The sequence below is a fragment of the Halopenitus persicus genome (assembly GCF_002355635.1).
Lineage (GTDB): Archaea > Halobacteriota > Halobacteria > Halobacteriales > Haloferacaceae > Halopenitus > Halopenitus persicus_A.
On the sequence record NZ_AP017558.1, the window covers coordinates 2,913,515 to 2,926,625 of the forward strand.

Annotated in this window: 17 protein-coding genes and 2 tRNA genes; 11 read left to right on the top strand and 8 right to left on the bottom strand. The window is 65.3% G+C overall.

Annotated features, from left to right (window positions below; all coding sequences use genetic code 11):
- The first annotated feature begins 28 nt into the window (after positions 1–28).
- Together CPZ00_RS14200 and CPZ00_RS14205 are read left to right on the top strand one after the other, a co-directional pair.
- A complete protein-coding gene (locus CPZ00_RS14200; protein WP_096391481.1) occupies positions 29–400 on the top strand; it encodes a DUF7563 family protein in 372 nt (123 codons plus the stop codon).
- Complete coding sequence (locus CPZ00_RS14205) at positions 397–1,065, top strand: hypothetical protein (protein WP_096391482.1); 669 nt, start codon at positions 397–399, stop codon at positions 1,063–1,065. Before CPZ00_RS14200 ends, CPZ00_RS14205 begins: the two co-directional genes overlap by 4 nt.
- A 9-nt stretch (positions 1,066–1,074) precedes the next feature.
- Here CPZ00_RS14205 and CPZ00_RS14210 read toward each other — a convergent pair whose 3' ends face one another.
- The 3 genes from CPZ00_RS14210 to CPZ00_RS14220 all read right to left on the bottom strand — a co-directional run bounded on the left by CPZ00_RS14210 (position 1,075) and on the right by CPZ00_RS14220 (position 1,915).
- A complete protein-coding gene (locus CPZ00_RS14210; RefSeq protein ID WP_096391483.1) occupies positions 1,075–1,485 on the bottom strand; it encodes a hypothetical protein in 411 nt (136 codons plus the stop codon).
- A gap of 77 nt (positions 1,486–1,562) precedes the next feature.
- Positions 1,563–1,637, bottom strand: a tRNA-Arg gene (locus CPZ00_RS14215).
- A 203-nt stretch (positions 1,638–1,840) separates the two neighbouring features.
- Positions 1,841–1,915: transfer RNA gene (locus tag CPZ00_RS14220), tRNA-Arg, on the bottom strand.
- A 103-nt stretch (positions 1,916–2,018) separates the two neighbouring features.
- On the opposite strand from CPZ00_RS14220, the gene CPZ00_RS14225 reads away from it, so the two are divergent.
- The 3 genes from CPZ00_RS14225 to CPZ00_RS15770 all read left to right on the top strand — a co-directional run bounded on the left by CPZ00_RS14225 (position 2,019) and on the right by CPZ00_RS15770 (position 3,822).
- The gene (locus tag CPZ00_RS14225) at positions 2,019–2,867 is read left to right on the top strand and encodes a geranylgeranylglycerol-phosphate geranylgeranyltransferase (RefSeq protein ID WP_096391484.1); all 849 of its coding nucleotides are present in this window, start codon (positions 2,019–2,021) and stop codon (positions 2,865–2,867) included.
- A gap of 203 nt (positions 2,868–3,070) precedes the next feature.
- Positions 3,071–3,679: an RAD55 family ATPase gene (locus tag CPZ00_RS14230; RefSeq protein WP_096391485.1), complete on the top strand. Its 609-nt coding sequence runs from the start codon at positions 3,071–3,073 to the stop codon at positions 3,677–3,679.
- Positions 3,676–3,822, top strand: a complete 147-nt coding sequence (locus tag CPZ00_RS15770; protein WP_157744272.1) for a hypothetical protein — start codon at positions 3,676–3,678, stop codon at positions 3,820–3,822. Before CPZ00_RS14230 ends, CPZ00_RS15770 begins: the two co-directional genes overlap by 4 nt.
- Here CPZ00_RS15770 and CPZ00_RS14240 read toward each other — a convergent pair.
- The 4 genes from CPZ00_RS14240 to CPZ00_RS14255 form a co-directional block, all read right to left on the bottom strand.
- Positions 3,819–4,397 carry a YqaA family protein gene (locus CPZ00_RS14240; protein WP_096391486.1) on the bottom strand — a complete coding sequence of 193 codons (579 nt, stop codon included), beginning with the start codon at positions 4,395–4,397 and terminating at the stop codon, positions 3,819–3,821. The genes CPZ00_RS15770 and CPZ00_RS14240 overlap by 4 nt on opposite strands.
- Positions 4,398–4,534: 137 nt before the next feature.
- A complete protein-coding gene (locus CPZ00_RS14245; RefSeq protein WP_096391487.1) occupies positions 4,535–4,960 on the bottom strand; it encodes a GtrA family protein in 426 nt (141 codons plus the stop codon).
- Positions 4,961–6,415: a sulfatase gene (locus tag CPZ00_RS14250; protein WP_096391488.1), complete on the bottom strand. Its 1,455-nt coding sequence runs from the start codon at positions 6,413–6,415 to the stop codon at positions 4,961–4,963. It lies immediately after the preceding gene.
- Positions 6,416–6,639: 224 nt separating this feature from the next.
- Positions 6,640–7,233, bottom strand: a complete 594-nt coding sequence (locus CPZ00_RS14255) for a TetR family transcriptional regulator C-terminal domain-containing protein (protein WP_096391489.1) — start codon at positions 7,231–7,233, stop codon at positions 6,640–6,642.
- Between the two features lie 479 nt (positions 7,234–7,712).
- Here CPZ00_RS14255 and CPZ00_RS14260 point away from each other — a divergent pair, with 479 nt between their 5' ends.
- The 4 genes from CPZ00_RS14260 to CPZ00_RS14275 all read left to right on the top strand — a co-directional run bounded on the left by CPZ00_RS14260 (position 7,713) and on the right by CPZ00_RS14275 (position 11,061).
- Positions 7,713–9,227 carry an MATE family efflux transporter gene (locus CPZ00_RS14260; protein WP_096391735.1) on the top strand — a complete coding sequence of 505 codons (1,515 nt, stop codon included), beginning with the start codon at positions 7,713–7,715 and terminating at the stop codon, positions 9,225–9,227.
- A 99-nt stretch (positions 9,228–9,326) separates the two neighbouring features.
- Positions 9,327–9,908, top strand: a complete 582-nt coding sequence (locus CPZ00_RS14265; protein WP_096391490.1) for an NAD(P)/FAD-dependent oxidoreductase — start codon at positions 9,327–9,329, stop codon at positions 9,906–9,908.
- Positions 9,909–10,138: 230 nt separating this feature from the next.
- Entirely contained in the window at positions 10,139–10,609 is a 471-nt protein-coding gene (locus CPZ00_RS14270) for a type IV pilin (RefSeq protein ID WP_096391491.1), read from the top strand.
- A gap of 5 nt (positions 10,610–10,614) precedes the next feature.
- Positions 10,615–11,061 (top strand): type IV pilin, encoded by a 447-nt coding sequence (locus CPZ00_RS14275; protein WP_096391492.1) that lies wholly within the window; start codon positions 10,615–10,617, stop codon positions 11,059–11,061.
- Positions 11,062–11,175: 114 nt separating this feature from the next.
- Here the strand turns inward: CPZ00_RS14275 and CPZ00_RS14280 are convergent, their stop codons facing one another.
- Positions 11,176–11,406, bottom strand: a complete 231-nt coding sequence (locus tag CPZ00_RS14280) for a hypothetical protein (protein WP_096391493.1) — start codon at positions 11,404–11,406, stop codon at positions 11,176–11,178.
- A 316-nt stretch (positions 11,407–11,722) separates the two neighbouring features.
- Between CPZ00_RS14280 and CPZ00_RS14285 the strand changes: the two genes are divergently transcribed.
- The gene (locus CPZ00_RS14285; RefSeq protein ID WP_096391494.1) at positions 11,723–12,169 is read left to right on the top strand and encodes a type IV pilin; all 447 of its coding nucleotides are present in this window, start codon (positions 11,723–11,725) and stop codon (positions 12,167–12,169) included.
- A 75-nt stretch (positions 12,170–12,244) separates the two neighbouring features.
- Complete coding sequence (gene surE, locus CPZ00_RS14290; RefSeq protein ID WP_096391495.1) at positions 12,245–13,102, top strand: 5'/3'-nucleotidase SurE; 858 nt, start codon at positions 12,245–12,247, stop codon at positions 13,100–13,102.
- Positions 13,103–13,111: the final 9 nt, after the last annotated feature.

Genomic DNA, 13,111 nt, shown 5'->3' on the forward strand with positions numbered 1-13,111 from the left:
ACGGACTTCAGGCGTACAGCCACGAACCATGAGCAAGACCCAATCGACGTTTGCCGACTTCGAAGCAGACGACGCCGCCGACGAGTCCGACTCGTCACACTCTGTCGACACCGACGCCGCCACGCCCACCAACCAGCCCGACGACACCGAGGACGACGAGGTAGAGATTCTACCCGAACTCCTTGCCGACGACTCCGGCACCCAGTGCAAGTCGTGCGGCCAGCCCGTATCCGACGAGTACGCCAGAGTCGCCGGCGACAACAGTGGAGAAGTCCACAGCTGTCCTCGGTGTAACACCGTCCACGAGAACCTCAAAGGAGCCACCGCCGGCGTCGAACGCGACGACGGCGAAACCCTCTTTGAAGCGATCTACCGCGACAACGCGGGTGATGCGCGATGAGCGTCGTCGTGATCGCCGAGGCCGTCGAGAAGGGCCTCTACAACGAAGGGATGCACCCGGTCGTCGAACTCCGCGAGAGCGAGATGAACGAGGTGAAGATCATCGCGCTCGGACGGAGCGACACCGGGTACAACAACCCCGACGAGGACGACTACAACACCGACTTCTCCAGCGCGGCGAACGCGAAGACCAGTCGAGAACAGCACGAGAAGGGCGCGTTCGGCGAAGCCGTCGTCGCCAAGCATCACTCCGACGACTACACCATCCACGGCCTCGACGACGAACTGACGCGCTCTGGCGACGGCGGTGTAGACCTCGAGATCGACGGCACGGCGGTCGACGTCAAGACCACCGACTACGGGTACGCGTGCGGTCGCACCCCCTTGCTCAAGGTCAAGCAGGACTGTCACCGGGAGAATATGGAGCGCATCCAGAACGGCGACGAGGACGTGGACGAGCTGATGTACTACTGCGTCGAGCGCATCAACGAGACCACCGGGCGCATCATCGGCTACATCACCGCCTCCGCGTTCGACGGCGTGGCCGAAGAAGTGAACGAGGGAGAGACCTACCGCGCTGGCGAGGACGGCTACAACTGGACAAGTCGCGCCGACAACCTCGTCGCCGAGCCCTCCGACTTGTGGCTCTCCTACCGCGACGACTGACGCCGCCGACTACTCCTCCATCTTGGACGGTTCCTGCACGTCCAGATCGTCGAACTCGACACCATCCGTAATCTCCGCGAGACGCTTCATATTCCGCTTGTACGCCGAGCGCGCGTAGAACCCGCTACCAGCACCACTCCCACTCAGCGGCTCTCCACCCTCGGCCCTGATGGCCGCCTGCGCCACCTCGTACACGCCAACAGCCTCATCCTCCATATCGTTGTCACCGTACGGCATCGCGCCCTTCTGAAGGAACGTCTGGGCACGGTCGCGGACGCGTTCGACGGCCTCCTCGCCCCACGGCTCCGCCGCCTCCACAGCGTCCTCGAGGACGTAGAGGGAATCCGCATCCATCTCGCCCATGCGCTCAACCATCTCTGCCTTCGAGTCGATCTCGGTGACGGACTTCATTTCCGACATTGCATCTGATTCGGTGGACGCTGGTTGCTTATAAACGGTTGCGTTCAAACCTGCCGACGGCTCCGCGAGAAGTGGAACGGGCGGTGAGGGATTCGAACCCCCGGTTTTCTGCTCCGAAGGCAGATGCCTTGTCCGGGCTAGGCTAACCGCCCTGCATCAGGCGCCTCTTGCCGAGGAACCAATACCGTTCTGGTTCGCCGGCCGGCATTTATTATCCATCCGCGTGTTGGCTCCTCCAACCGCCGGACGGGATGGTGCCGCGTCAGCCCGGACGTTGGAATGCACACCCAGAGACCCGCCGAGATCACCGGCATCCCGACGCCCTCGGGTGGCTTCGGAGTAAATTTCGAGGGTATGGGCGCTGGAGGATTTGAACCCCCGACAACTTGGTCCGAAGCCAAGCACTCTGTCCAAACTGAGCTAAGCGCCCTCGCTTATCGGTTGTCGAGTCCTCCCTTTAAGTCTCGCGATTCGGAGCGCCGCCTCGCCGATCGAACCGCCACGTTTTTTGACCACTCGCGGAAGGTGCGGGTATGTCGATGCGTCGGCGCGTCCGGGGGGCGATCGAACTCACGCGGCCGTTGAACGCCATCTCAGCGGGGGTGTTGACGGGTACCGGTGCCTACGTCGCCGGCGGGGCGGTTCGGGGTGCCGACGCGGGCGTGGTTCTGGCGGCGGTCGTGGCGACCGTGCTGGCGACGGGCGCCGGAAACGCGGTGAACGACTACTTCGACCGGGAGATCGACCGCGTGAATCGCCCGGACCGACCGATCCCGCGGGGCGCGATCTCCCCGCGGGGGGCGCTGGCGTTCAGCCTGCTGCTGTTCGCGGGGGCCGTCGTCGCGGCACTGGCGCTCCCGCTCGCAGCGATCGCGTTGGCCGTGTTCAACCTCATCCTGCTCGTGGCCTACACGGAGCTGTTCAAGGGACTACCGGGAGTCGGAAACGTCGTCGTCGGGTTTCTGACCGGATCGACGTTCCTCTTCGGCGGCGCGGCGGTCGGCCGTCCCCTCGGTGCGGGCGTCCTGTTCGCGCTTGCGGCGGTCGCGACGGTTACCCGGGAGATCGTCAAGGACGTCGAGGACGTCGCCGGCGACCGTGAGGAGGGCCTCAACACGCTCCCGATCGCGATCGGGGAGCGACGCTCGCTGCGGATCGGGGTCGCGCTCCTCGTCGCCGCGGTTCTCGCCAGCACCGGGCCATACCTGTGGGGAAGCTTCGGAACGGCGTATCTGGTTCTCATCGTTCCCGCGGACGCGCTTATGCTCGTCAGCGCCGTCCAGGCGTTCCGTGATCCGGGTACCGCCCAACGCCGGATAAAGGTCGGAATGCTGCTCGCCGTCGTCGCGTTCATCGTCGGGCGTGCGGCTCCTGTCGGGTGAGTTCGACCGACGGTGCTCCGATCGGAAGTGTGGACCGCCGCCCTTCGGCGAGGTCTTGACCGAATCGCCGCCGACATACGATAATCAAAAAGAATAATATCCGCACCGCACATCGTTGTGACACCCGATGATACCCGGCAGGACGGTCGATCAGTCGGTCGATCGATCGTTGCTGGTTGGTGCGGGACCGATGAGGACCACAGATGTATGACCTCCGCCCCCATTTCGAGACGGCGGTCGACCCGGGAACGAACCTTCTGCTCAGCGGACCGGCGTTGACCGGCAAGCGGAGCCTCGCGCTCGACGTTCTCGCCGACGGCGTCGAGGAGGGAGACGCGGCGATCATCGTCACCACGAAGGACAACGGTGACCGCGTTCTCGAGTCGTTCGGCGAGCGCGTCGACTACGCGGACCGACCGGTGGCGGTCGTCGACTGCGTGACCCGTCAGCAGGGGGTCGGCGACGCCCGGGACGACGATCGGATCAAATACACCTCCTCCCCGGTCGACATGACCGGGATCGGGATCAAGCTCTCGGAGTTCCTGGAGGAGTTCTACGGCACGCGCGGGATCGAGCGCAACCGCATCATGGTCCACTCGCTGTCGACGCTGTTGATGTACGCCGAGTTACAGACCGTCTTCCGGTTCCTCCACGTCTTTACCGGCCGCGTCCAAAGCGTCGGCGGGTTCGGCCTCTTCTGTATCGACTCCACCGCACACGACGACCAGACGATGAACACGCTCAAGCAGCTCTTCGACGGGATCATCACCACCAGCGAGGGCGCCGAACCGACGATCCGACTCGGGAAGTGACCGAGCCGGAACTGACCGAGCCGGAACTGACCGAGCCGGAACTGACCGAGCCGGAACTGACCGAGCCGGAACTGACCGAGCCGGAACTGACCGACTCGAAACTTGCTGACTCGGGACGCGGCTCTGGAGAACGGGTCGGCTAGAGGACCGCCGCGGCGCCGCTGAAGAGCCCGATCGTGACCAGCAGTCGGCCGAGGCTGCCGAGGAACGTCGCGATCGCGAACTTGACGTAATCCTCCTCCAGCACCGCGAAGGCGTAGATCGAGATCGTGTCCGGGAAGAAGGGAACCGACAACGCGAGCGCCAGGCCACCGTAGCCGTACCGCTTTGCGAGCTGCACCGAGCGTTTCTCCGACCATGCGAGAACGTCCCAGCGGGACCGTCGCAGCCAGCGCACGATCGGTCCCGACTGCTTGACCTCCTGTCCGAGATGGAACGCGAAGACGCTGCCGGCGGCCTTGCCGACCGCGCTGACGAGCATGATGCCGGCGAGGTTCCCCCAGGCCGGCCCACCGAGGTCGATCGGTGCAACGAGCACCACCTCGCTCGGGCCAGGCAGAACGAACGCGATCAGAAACGAGTAGACGAAGACGATCCCCAACCCGGGCCATCCGGTCGCCGACTCGACGAGCGCCTCGGCGCTCTCGGCGAGCGGCAGCGAGGACAGCGAGACCAGCGTGGGTGGCGAGACGGCGAGAAGGGCAGGGAGGTCCACCATACCGAGGGGACGAGCGTCACCGAATTGAACCTTCCGTGTTGGGACGACCGGGGTCCGTGTCGAGGAGGCGGTCTCGGTCGGGACGCACGGACCCGTGATCGCGGACGCACGTCATCAACCGGGATCGCGGACGCGCGTCACTGCCCCCAGGTCCACTTGGCGTCGAGCACGAACCGGTAGATCCCGCTGATGCCGATCGCGATCGCGTTGGCGACCAGATACGGGATTCCGGCCCACTCGACGAACCCGAACAGGACGCCCAGCTGGATCGGGATCGCCGACCCGCGGACGACGTTCGTCTTCACCAGCCCGGAGAGGAACTCGGCGGTGCCGGTGTTGCTTGCCGCCTCGAAGGTCCAGGCGTTGTTGACCCCGTACTGGAGAACGATCGTGATCTCGATGGCGATCGTCGCTCCGAGCAGGTAATACAGGCCCGCAAGATCCACGAACGCCCACAGCAGTACCATCTGGATGCCCGCGGCCACGGCCCCGACGATGACGAACCGGCGCAACTGGAGCGCGACCGGGCCGCTGTGGAGGTTTCGGATGAACGACCGGATCATCTACCGGTAGCCGAGCGCCGAGAGGCGTGCCTCGAGGTCCTCGTCGACGTCCTCGTCTCCGTCCCCGTCCGTCTCGTCGGCGGACCGCGCCGCGTCGCGTTTCCGAAGCATCGCCGCGTGGTCGGCGACGATCGTCGCGAATCGGTCCATCGCCTCACGGTCAGCCGCGCTCGGGTCGGCGGACAGGTCCGTCTGCTGGGTCGGGTCGGTCCGGCGGGCGTAGAGCTCGACCGTTCCGGTATCCACGTTCTCGATGTAGGTCCGGTCGCGGTCGCGGACGCTGACGAGCAGGTCGCCGTCGGACAGCGACCGCGGAATGGGTTGGGCGGTCACCTCCTCTCCCCGGACGGTCACCGAGACGACCGGCTCGGCTGCCGGTTCCTCGCCGTCCCGGACCGACCCGACCAGCGACTCGCCGGTCCACTCCGACGGTGCATCGACGCCGAAGAGGTCGGCCACCGTCGGCGGTATCGCGTCGAGCCCGACCTGACCCTCGATCCGCCGGCCCGAGGCGCCGGGCGCGTTGACGATGAGGGGAACGTGAATGAGCTCGTCGTAGAGCTTCGGGTAGTGGGCGAGATGGCCGTGTTCCTGGAACTCCTCGCCGTGGTCGCCCGCGAGGACGATCGCCGTCTCGTCGGCGACCCCGGCCCCGGAAAGCGTCTCGAGCAGGCGGCCGATGCTCGCGTCGACCTGCCGGACCGCGGCCTGATAGAGGGTTCGGAGCTCCCGCAGGGTCCGGTCGCCGACCTCCCAGCCGAGCCCGGTCCGCGTGTGTGCGTGGATCATCCGGTGGGTGCCGACGAGCCCGTCGGAGACCTCGCGAATGTACCGCGGCGCCGGGACGTACGGCGTGTGCGTGTCCATGTAGTGGATCCACAGGAAGAAGGGCGCGTCCGTGTCCTCGATGAACTCGGTGGCGGCGTGCTCGACGTCGAACATCCGGGAGGTATCGAGGAACGGCCGGTCGTCCGTATCGCCGCGGACCCACGATCCGAGCCGCCTGACCGGCGCGGTCGCGAGCTGGATCCAGGCCTCGACGGTGGGATGGGTCGCCAGGTACCGGCTGTAGATGCTCGAACCGACGCTGGCGACGAAGGGCTCGAACGCGTCGAACCCGTGGTCGTAGTCCCAGTGGGAGGTGAGAAAGCCGTTCGCGGCGTTGAATCCGCCGGTCGCGACGTCGGCGTCCGAGAGGACTCCGGCGAGCGTCGGGACTCCCGAGACGCCGATGCGTCCGGTGTCGGCGAAGACGGGTCTGGAGGCGAGGATCGAGGGGAACGAGAAGGGCGTCCAGTTGCCGGTGGCGAACGCTCGATCGAAGACCGTCCCGTCATCGGCGAGCGTCTCCATCACCGGCGTGTGGCGGCTCGCGTCGTAGGGGCCGATCGCGTCGGCACGCAGCGAGTCGACCGTGATGAGCACGACGTTGGATGGCGATGTGTTCGATCCCATACTCGGCTGGCGGTGGTGTGATACTCGATCCGGGCCGTCGAGTGGCGGCGGGAGCTCGGGACCGGGTCGGTTGTAACCCCGACCGACGCACGTCCCGGCGCCCCCACGATGGTAACTAGACGGTTAGTTGCGGTCTTTATACTTTCGATACCGTCGACGCCGAACGTGGATGCCGATCGATCGGTCGCCGACTCCGTGTCGTTCGGTTCTGATTAACCGGTTAGTCATTTTCGAACCACCGTGTCAACGTACTCCTCGACGGCCCGTCGCGCGGTCTCGAGGGCGGTCCGCTCGTCGAGCACGACCGCGCGCGTTCGGGCGCCGTCGACCACGGTCAACAGGGTGCGTGCGGTGTGTTCCGGGTCGACGTCCCTGAAGACGCGCTCCTCGATGCCGCGGCTGATCACCGTCTCGAGCAGGTAACGGATGTACTCGTCGTTCTGTTGGAACCGCTCGCGAAACGTCTCGTTGTACGGCGCCTGGCTCCGCATCTCGAGCATCGCGACCAGGAGTCCGTGGTGGTCACCGGGTTCGACGATCAACTGGTCGAGGAGGAGCCGCAGCCGCCGTTCCGGATCGGTCGTCTCGACCTCGTGAACCGCCTCGCGGAAGCGCTCGAGCAGGAAATCCAGAAACGCAGCCAGCAGGTCCTCCTTGGTATCGTAGTGGTAGTGGATCGCGGCCGTCGATTTGCCGTACTCGTCGGCGATCCGCTGCATCGTGAGCCCCGCGTAGCCGTGCTCGTGGAGGGCGCGGTAGGTGGCGCGCATGATCGCCTCGTCGATCTCCGAGGTCCGTCGATCCGGCGGCTCCGCCATACCTCAATTCGCTCGTTCCGTATTCATAACTGTTGTGACCACTCCCGAAAACGTAACCGAGCCGTTAGTCAGGGTCGGCCGCTTCGTCGACCCCCGTCGCCTGCTCCTCGGCTGTGGTCCGCCTGAACACGCCGGTATGGCCGACGTTCGTGTGATGGTCGAGCAGCGGCGTTCGTCACGGTGACCGTTTCACAACCCTTTTGACTGACCAGTCAGTAAATACGATAGTACTCGCGAGATCCCTCCTTCCAGATCGCCGACCGTCGTGGTTCGGTGTGGTTCGGATTCACGGCTGGTCGGAAGTCGGCGGATATCGGACGGCCCGACGCCGATCGCGGAGTCGGAGGGACCGAGGTGACGATGTTCACAGGGACGATACGACACGCCATCACCGAACGATCGACGGAGCGCACGACGAGGAGTCGGCCGAATTTCCGACCCCCTCGACGAAACGGGGCACGGTCCGCGGGGTGGCGCTGATGGGGATCCGGTCGACCATCGATTCTCTGTTCAAAGGCCCCGACGATCTGGACCTCACCGCCGGCGGGATCGGGTGGCCGCTGTTCTACCTCTCGCTGCCGATCGTGGTGATGAACCTCTTCCAGACCGCCTACAACCTGGCGGATACCTTCTGGCTCGGGCAGTTCGACACGACCGCGCTCGCGGCGATCAGTTTCGCGTTCCCGATGGTCTTCCTGCTCATCTCGCTGGCGCTCGGGGTCTCGGTGGCCGGGAGCGTGCTGGTCGCCCAACACGTCGGTGCGGGTCGGACCGATCGGGCCGAGTACGCGGCCTCACAGACGATGAGCTACGCCGTGATCGCGTCGGTGATCCTCGGTGCCGTCGGGGTCCTGTTCGTCGACGAGTTCCTCGTGTTGTTGGGCGCGAGCGACGCGATCGCCCCGCTCGTGGAGTCGTACATGCGCGTCTTCTCCGCCGGGCTCGTCTTCGTCTTCGGCTTCGCGGTCTTCATCGCGCTGATGCGCGGCTACGGCGACACCGTGACGCCGATGTACGTGATGGCCGGATCGGTCGTCCTCAACGTCGTGCTCGACCCGATCCTCATCTTCGGATTCACCGGGAACCCGCTGTTCGAGGCGCTCGGCGCCGACGGGATCCAGGCGTGGCTGTTCGCGGCCACCGGGTACACCGGCTCCGGGATCGAGGGGGCCGCGATCGCGACGGTGTTCTCGCGTGCGCTCGCGCTGGTGGTCGGGTTGGTCATCATGTTCGGCGGGACTCGCGGCGTACGGATCCGGCTCGGACAGATGGTTCCCGACCGTGCGTTCGCGCGCAAGGTGTTCGACATCGGCCTTCCGGCCTCCGTCGAGGGGACTTCGCGGGCGCTGTCGATCAACCTGCTGCTGTTCGTCATCGCTGCGTTCCCCGAGACGATCGTGGCGGCGTACGGCATCGGAACGCGGATCTTCTCGGTCGTGTTCCTGCCGGCGCTCGCGGTCTCACAGGGCATCGAGACGATGACCGGACAGAACATCGGGGCGGACAAGCCGGACCGAGCGGCGGCGACGAACCACTTCGGCGCGCGGGCGATGCTGTACATCCTGACCGGCGTCGGCGTGATCACCCTGTTCGCGGCCCGGCCGATCGCCGCGATCTTCACGAACGACCCCGCCGTCATCGCCGAGAGCGCGTCGTTCCTCCGGTACGCCGCGCTCACCTTCGGGTTCATCGGCGTGATGCGAGCCTACACGGGCGGGTTCCGCGGCGCCGGCAAGACGCTCATCGCGGCGGTAGTGTCCGTGGTGACCCTCGGGTTCGTCCGGCTGCCGGTCGCGTGGATCGGCGCGACGGTGGTCGGTTCCGCCGGGATCTGGGCCTCCTTCGCCGTCTCGAACGTCGTCGGCGGGATCATCGCGTACCTCTGGTTCCGCCGTGACACCTGGCGGGACGGCACGCTCACCGACCGGGACGTCGGCGGCGACGCGGCGACCGACATCGACTCGGCGACCGACGTGGAACCGACGACCGACTGAGCCGACGACCGACCGGGACGACGCTTCAGCCAGTCGGATCTCCCAGCCGGTCGTTCCGGTTCGCGTGGCTTTATGGCCCGTCGTTCCCAACGATCGGCGATGGCAGACGTACTCGTTATCGGTGGCGGACCGGCCGGACTGACCGCGGCGCTGTTCGCCGCGAAGAACGGACTCGAGGCCGCCGTCTTCGACACCGACGGGACCTGGATGCACAAGGCACACCTCTTCAACTATCCCGGGATCGGCTCGATCGACGGGTCGGTCTACATCGAGACGCTCCGCGATCAGGCCGCCGACTTCGGCGTCGAGCGCCACCAGGGAACCGAGGTGACGGGCGTCTCGGGAGACGGCGACGGCTTCGTCGTCACCGCCGGTGAGGAGGACCACGAGGCCGACTACGTGGTGCTGGCGACCGGCGCGAACCGCGACCTGGCCGAGTCGCTCGGCTGTGAGTTCGACGGCGACGTCGTCGACGTGGACGTGACGATGGAGACCTCCGTCGAGAACGCCTACGCGACCGGCGCGATGGTCCGCGCCGAGGAGTGGCAGGCGGTCATCTCCGCCGGCGACGGCGCGGCCGCCGCGCTCAACATCCTCAGCGAGGAGCAGGGCGAACACTACCACGACTTCGACGTGCCGGCCGACGCGGACGAGATCTTCGGCTCGCTCGTCGAGGAGTAGCGCGGCGAACGCCCGGCGACGGCTGACGGATCGGACGCACCCTTCTTCGTGCCGAATCCGACCCACGGTCGGCGAGGTGATCGACCGATATCGACCGACCGCGTTCATCCCAATTCGTTATCAATTTCGATAATGTGAAGCCACGATTTATATAGTAGCACGGATTTCGTTCAAACGTCAGTTGCCGGGTGGGGACCGATCGCGTCACGCTCCGGCCAAGGTACACAACGATGAACTCACAATCACTCAAGACCCTGTTTACGGAGGATCGAGCGGTTTCACCGGTGATCGGTGTGATCCTGATGGTGGCTATCACGGTGATCCTGGCGGCGGTCATCGGCACGTTCGTCCTGGGGATGGGCGACGACCTGCAGAACAATCAGCCGACCGCCAGCTTTACGATGGACTTCGAGGCGAACGGCAACGCGACAGTCAGCCACGCCGGCGGCGACACGATTTCGGGGGAAGACACCGTGACGATTGCTGCGACCGGCTCTGGGCTTGATCTCGACCACGCCGACAGCGGTATTACCGATCCGGCAGGTGAATGGGACTCGGCTATCTCAGCCGGGGATTCGGTCAACATCGTTTCTGCCGATGGTGGCGCGTGGTCCGGCCAAACGGTCAGTGTGAACTGGGAGTCCGCCGACGGCAGCTCCTCCGCACAGCTCGGCTCACAACAGGCCCCTAACACCGCATAATTAAAATGAACGTTAAACGATTCCTCGACGACGACAGCGCCGTCTCGCCGGTGATCGGCGTGATCCTGATGGTGGCGATCACCGTCATTCTCGCCGCCGTCATCGGGACGTTCGTGCTGGGAATGGGCGACGACCTCCAGAACACCCAGCCCACCGCGAGCTTCAACTTCGACTTCGAAGCTGGAAACACGGGATCGGTTACGATCAGCCACGCCGGCGGAGACACGATCGACGGAACGAGTGACTCGGTTACGATCACGACGTCCGGAGGATCCAGTGATCTCGATGGTGAACCCGTATCATGGAATCAAGAGATCTCCGCGGGAACGTCGAAGAGCGTTTCACTCACGTCCGGCAATGACTGGAACGGCGAGACGGTCACAGTGAACTGGCAATCCGCCGACGGCAGCTCCTCCGCGACGCTCGGCTCGCAGACGGCGCCAACGCCGTAAGCGCTGTCGCGCCGGTTCTTTTTAAGTAGCCGTCGTTCGCCGTGAAATTACTTTTAAAGAAACGACGAAGCCGCGTCTGTTGCGACACTCCGTAACTCGGAGGCGTTGCTGTCGTCACTCCTGTCGCTCTCGATGCGCGGCGAGCCGTTGGTGCGCGTCCGCGATCCTCTCGACCGCGACGACGAATCGCCACAGGAAATACAGGAAAACGAGCCCGAGAACCGGGAGCAGCCCCAACAGGATCTGTCCGGCGATGACCACCGCGTATCCAATGATCAGTACCGCGAGGAGGGCGATGACGGGAAGCCACCGCTGCGAGTTCGGGGAGGGAGACCTATCTGACATGGGTCGTCGATCACGTGCGAACGATTATCAACTTTATGGGATTCACCCACATGGTATTGTGTCACTGTTGCATCACCACATCGGTTCCGCACCATCCGAACCGTACGGATAACGGGTGGTTGGGACCGGGAATCAACCGAGAGTGGTATGACATCTCAACACTCGAATATCGGGGATAGGGGAACCCATATGCCGTATCAGATATGATATTTTGAAGCATTGGTTTATATACCTTCGATGGGTACATTCACCTGTCAGCCGCTGGGAGGAGGGGCCAAGCAATATGGTCCGAACGTCCCAGGACTGCTTCCAAACCATGAACCTAGAAACACTCAAGACTCTGTTTACGGAGGATCGAGCCGTAAGCCCCGTTATCGGCGTAATTCTGATGGTGGCGATCACGGTGATCCTGGCGGCGGTCATCGGCACGTTCGTCCTGGGAATGGGCGACGACCTGCAGAACAACCAGCCGACCGCGAGCTTCAATATGGACTTCAACGACTCGGACGGCGTGACGATCAGCCATGCCGGCGGTGACACGATCGACGCAGACAGCGATACCGTTACCGTCTCTGCTGCCGGTGGAGGAGGCGCAACAATCAGCGACGGGAGCTGGACGGGGACGATCACCGCCGGAACCTCGGAGACGTTCGTGACTACCAGCCAAGACTGGTCCGAGGAGACCGTCTCCGTGAACTGGGAGTCCGCCAACGGCGACTCCTCGGCACAGCTCGCCTCGCGAACCGCGCCGAACAACGCCTAGGTCCCCTCCAATCCTCCCGGCTTCGATCCGGCACGGTGCCGGAGCGCTTTTTAAGTACCCGACCCTGCACTCGGTATGAGCGTCGACCGCATCCTTCTCACGAACGACGACGGGATCGACACCGTCGGATTTCGCGCGCTGTATGAGGCCCTCGAGCCGGCGTACGACGTCGTCGCCGTGGCCCCCGCCGCCGACCAGAGCGCGGTCGGCCGCTCGATCTCCCAGGACGTGGTCGTCCACGACCACGAGCTCGGCTACGCCGTCGAGGGCACGCCGGCCGACTGCGTCGTCGCCGGCCTCGGCGAGCTCGTCCACGACGCCGACGCGGTCGTCTCCGGCTGCAACAAGGGCGCGAACCTCGGCGAGTACGTCCTCGGCCGGTCCGGGACCGTCTCGGCCGCCGTGGAGGCCGCCTTCTTCGAGGTCCCCGCGATCGCGACCTCGATGTACGTGCCGGGCGGCGACGACTGGTGGGAGCTCGAGCCCGACCCGGAGCACTTCACCCACGCCGCCCACGTGACGCGATACCTCGTCGACAACGCGATCGACGCGGGGGTCTTCGATCACGCCGACTACCTCAACGTGAACGCCCCGATGGCCGACGGCGAGTCCGGACCGCCGCCGACCGAGCGCGCCGCCATCGCCGTCACCGAACCCTCGACGCTCTACGAGATGGACGCCGAGTGGGACGCCGAGACCGGCGACATCACGCTCCACGATCGGATCTGGGACCGAATGCGAACCGGGGACGTCCCCGACCCGGAGGGGACCGACCGCCGCGCGATCGTCGAGGGGCACGTCTCGGTCTCGCCGCTGTCGGTGCCGCACGCCTCCGAGCACCACGAGGCGCTCGACGGACTCGCAACGGCCTACGGCTCCGAAAACGGTCCCGAACCGATCGCCGACGCGGGATCCGGCGCCGGCGGCGACTGAGCGTCTCGG

Excerpts from the sequence above, each read along its gene's own strand:
- surE (WP_096391495.1), top strand. The coding sequence starts at position 12,245 with ATGAGCGTCGACCGCATCCTTCTCACGAACGACGACGGGATCGACACC.
- CPZ00_RS14205 (WP_096391482.1), top strand. The coding sequence starts at position 397 with ATGAGCGTCGTCGTGATCGCCGAGGCCGTCGAGAAGGGCCTCTACAAC.
- CPZ00_RS14260 (WP_096391735.1), top strand. The coding sequence starts at position 7,713 with ATGGGGATCCGGTCGACCATCGATTCTCTGTTCAAAGGCCCCGACGAT.
- CPZ00_RS14200 (WP_096391481.1), top strand. The coding sequence starts at position 29 with ATGAGCAAGACCCAATCGACGTTTGCCGACTTCGAAGCAGACGACGCC.
- CPZ00_RS14210 (WP_096391483.1), bottom strand. The coding sequence starts at position 1,485 with ATGTCGGAAATGAAGTCCGTCACCGAGATCGACTCGAAGGCAGAGATG.
- CPZ00_RS14245 (WP_096391487.1), bottom strand. The coding sequence starts at position 4,960 with ATGATCCGGTCGTTCATCCGAAACCTCCACAGCGGCCCGGTCGCGCTC.
- CPZ00_RS14250 (WP_096391488.1), bottom strand. The coding sequence starts at position 6,415 with ATGGGATCGAACACATCGCCATCCAACGTCGTGCTCATCACGGTCGAC.
- CPZ00_RS14265 (WP_096391490.1), top strand. The coding sequence starts at position 9,327 with ATGGCAGACGTACTCGTTATCGGTGGCGGACCGGCCGGACTGACCGCG.
- CPZ00_RS14285 (WP_096391494.1), top strand. The coding sequence starts at position 11,723 with ATGAACCTAGAAACACTCAAGACTCTGTTTACGGAGGATCGAGCCGTA.
- CPZ00_RS14270 (WP_096391491.1), top strand. The coding sequence starts at position 10,139 with ATGAACTCACAATCACTCAAGACCCTGTTTACGGAGGATCGAGCGGTT.
- CPZ00_RS14225 (WP_096391484.1), top strand. The coding sequence starts at position 2,019 with ATGTCGATGCGTCGGCGCGTCCGGGGGGCGATCGAACTCACGCGGCCG.
- CPZ00_RS14275 (WP_096391492.1), top strand. The coding sequence starts at position 10,615 with ATGAACGTTAAACGATTCCTCGACGACGACAGCGCCGTCTCGCCGGTG.
- CPZ00_RS14240 (WP_096391486.1), bottom strand. The coding sequence starts at position 4,397 with ATGGTGGACCTCCCTGCCCTTCTCGCCGTCTCGCCACCCACGCTGGTC.
- CPZ00_RS14280 (WP_096391493.1), bottom strand. The coding sequence starts at position 11,406 with ATGTCAGATAGGTCTCCCTCCCCGAACTCGCAGCGGTGGCTTCCCGTC.
- CPZ00_RS14255 (WP_096391489.1), bottom strand. The coding sequence starts at position 7,233 with ATGGCGGAGCCGCCGGATCGACGGACCTCGGAGATCGACGAGGCGATC.
- CPZ00_RS14230 (WP_096391485.1), top strand. The coding sequence starts at position 3,071 with ATGTATGACCTCCGCCCCCATTTCGAGACGGCGGTCGACCCGGGAACG.